Origin of the sequence: Methylophaga sp. UBA5088 (genome assembly GCF_002414625.1) — a bacterium.
Classification (GTDB): Bacteria; Pseudomonadota; Gammaproteobacteria; order Nitrosococcales; family Methylophagaceae; genus Methylophaga; species Methylophaga marina.
The window spans coordinates 1,282-4,258 of record NZ_DIAC01000077.1; the positions used below are offsets into that span (position 1 = coordinate 1,282).

A 2,977-nucleotide genomic window follows, 5' to 3' on the forward strand; every position below is an offset into this window, starting at 1 on the left:
CTTAAATTTTTACTGATTCCCCTGTGTGTTATTTCTTTATCGCCACTTAAGGAAAATGTAATAGGCGTATCGATTTTCATTCGGTGATATGCCCGTTTTTCATCATAATCATTTGGTGACATCTGATTCTCCCATCGTATATTGTCTATTTTTTCCTTAGACTTAAGCTTAAAGTAACTTATTCAAATCGAGAAAACTATGCCTGAGAGCACAAAATTACAAGTCAGTGATTTATATCATCATTGTAATCCTGAACAGTGGACATTTTCTTCCACTCAAGATCTTAAAGCGACGAATGAAGTTATTGGTCAACAGCGCGCATTGAGCGCCATCGAGTTTGGCAGTCATATTGATGCGGATGGTTATAACTTATTTGTAATGGGACCAGCTGGGGCAGGCAAATATACCTTAACCCGGCGTTATCTTGAGCAACATGTTGAGCATCTTCCTGCGGCCAAAGATTGGGCTTATCTGAATAATTTTGATGATCCACAACGACCTTATGCACTGAGTTTGCCAGCAGGGCAGGCTAAGCAACTTCGTCAAGATATTGAGGATGTTATTGATGCATTGAAGGAGGAACTACCTCAAGCCTTTGATGATGAATATTATCGTGGGCGGCTAAGAAGTCTTGATGAAGCAACCCGTAAACATCGCGTCAGATTATTTGGCGTATTACAAAAGGAAGCTGATCGGAAGGGTATTGTCTTATTAAGGCTGCAAGATGGGCATTATGCTTTTGCTGCTCAGCATAATGGCGAAGCGATGACTTCTGAAGAATTTGAGCAATTACCAGCGGCTCAGCAGGAAGAAGCAGAGAATGCCATAGCAGATTTACATGAAGACCTTCAACAAACCCTATTAGATATCAGAGAGTGGGAGAGAAACAATACAAAACAGCTGCAGGCTCTCAACGATGAAGTCGCACTGGAAGTGTTGAGTAAACATGTCAACAAACTCAAGCATGCCTATCCAAGCTCAAGCAAGTTACAGCAATATTTTGACGCTATGCTTAAAGATCTTCGCAGTAATGTGGATGCTTTTCTGAAAGATGAGCAATCTGCTGAAGAGGCTACCAGTGACATTAACATACACAAACGTTATCAAATCAATCTGGTCGTAGATAACAGTCAAAAGCATGGTGCACCAATCGTGTATGAAAATTTACCCAATCATCAGAGCTTACTTGGCTGCATCGAAAATATGGCGATGATGGGAGCTCTGGTTACCGACTTTACTTTGATTAAAGCAGGCGCGCTTCACAAAGCAAATGGTGGTTTTTTGATCGTTGACGCAGAGCAACTGCTTTTACAGCCATACGGTTGGGAAGGCTTGAAGCGAGCATTAAAATCACGTGAAGTAAGATTTGATGCTTTAGAGCAAATATACAATCTCGTGGCGACAGTGTCTCTAGATCCTGAGCCAATACCCTTGGACCTGAAAGTTGTTTTACTGGGTGATAGAGAATTGTATTACCTGTTATATGAGATGGATCCCGAGTTCGCTGGCCTCTTTAAAGTCGTTGCTGACTTTGAAGATGAAATGACGCGAAGTGTTGAAAACGACACCTTATTTGCTCAAATGATGGCAAGCACCATTGAAAAATATAAATTAATTGATTTCGATAACTATGCCATTGCTAAAGTCATTGAACATAGTGCCAGGAGCATAGAAGACAGCCAGAAACTCTCTCTGCATATGGGCAATATGGCTGATTTATTACGAGAAGCATCTTTTCTGGCGAAACAGCAAAAGAATCCACTTGTCACCAGAGATAATGTGCAAAGCGCCATCAAGTTAAGAGAACAAAGGCTCGATCGGCTGCGAAGCCAGATTTATCAACAAATTGAACGAAATATTATTGATATTTCAACATCAGGCTCAGTGATTGGACAAATCAATGCATTATCGGTGCTGGGAATAGGTGGCTTCAGCTTTGGTCAGCCATCCAGAGTGACTGTTTCAGCTCGTTATGGTGATGACAACATCGTGGATATAGAACGTGAGGTTGATCTCGGTGGGGACATACACTCTAAAGGCGTATTAATTCTGAGTGGTTATTTGGGACGAACATATGCATCTGATAATCCGTTATCGATGTCAGCAAGTATCGTTTTTGAACAAAATTATGGTGAAGTGGACGGTGATAGTGCCACGGTTGCAGAACTATGCGCTCTATTATCCTCCATCGCCAACATTCCAATGAAGCAGTCAATTGCAATAACTGGATCCATGAATCAAATGGGGCAAGTTCAGGCTATTGGTGGTGTCAATGAAAAAATCGAAGGTTTCTTTGATATTTGTCAGCTCAGTGAGTTAACCGGTGAGCAAGGGGTGATTATCCCTGCCACAAATGTGCAGCATCTCATGCTACGAGAAGATGTGATCAATGCTGTGGAAAGTGGACAATTCCATATCTACGGTGTGAGTCATGTCAATCAGGCTCTGGCATTATTGTCTGACATGCCAGTAGGTGAGTACGATGAAGAAATTGGTTTTCCGGATGATACATTTAATGCGCATGTGATGAAGCAAATACAAAAATGGGGTGATCATAACCGTAACGATAAAGAATCATCAGCTGAGTGATGGGTTTATTGAAGACTCTGGTGTTGATGACGATAAGTAGAGTAGATATAAAAATGACGGAGTAATCATATGCAAAGATTAAGTGTTCTATTGTGTTTTATCTATATGGCCTTTTCAATGAATGCTTATGCCATGACACTACCACCCGTACCTGCTGAGCCAATTTATTTTGAACCGCCAGTGGTAAAACCCGATCAAAATATGCAACAAATGAGCTGTTATCAAGTTGATAAAGCAATCAATCAGTTACATCCTTACCGGTACACTTATAAGCCTAGTTTTTATAAAGATGATGCAAATAAAGCAGCTACCGCACTCATCATGATCGATAGCATACCGATTGTTCAAGGCTGGCTAGGATTAGGCTATTTAGGGTATTCTGCTTTAG

Annotated in this window: 2 protein-coding genes; both read left to right on the forward strand. The window is 41.0% G+C overall.

Annotated features, from left to right (window positions below):
- Positions 1 to 198 precede the first annotated feature (198 nt).
- Positions 199 to 2,589 (forward strand): Lon protease family protein, encoded by a 2,391-nt coding sequence (locus B4K20_RS09865; protein WP_289282755.1) that lies wholly within the window; start codon positions 199 to 201, stop codon positions 2,587 to 2,589.
- Positions 2,590 to 2,658: 69 nt separating this feature from the next.
- A partial coding sequence (locus B4K20_RS09870; RefSeq protein WP_289282756.1) for a hypothetical protein occupies positions 2,659 to 2,977 on the forward strand: 319 nt, incomplete at its 3' end.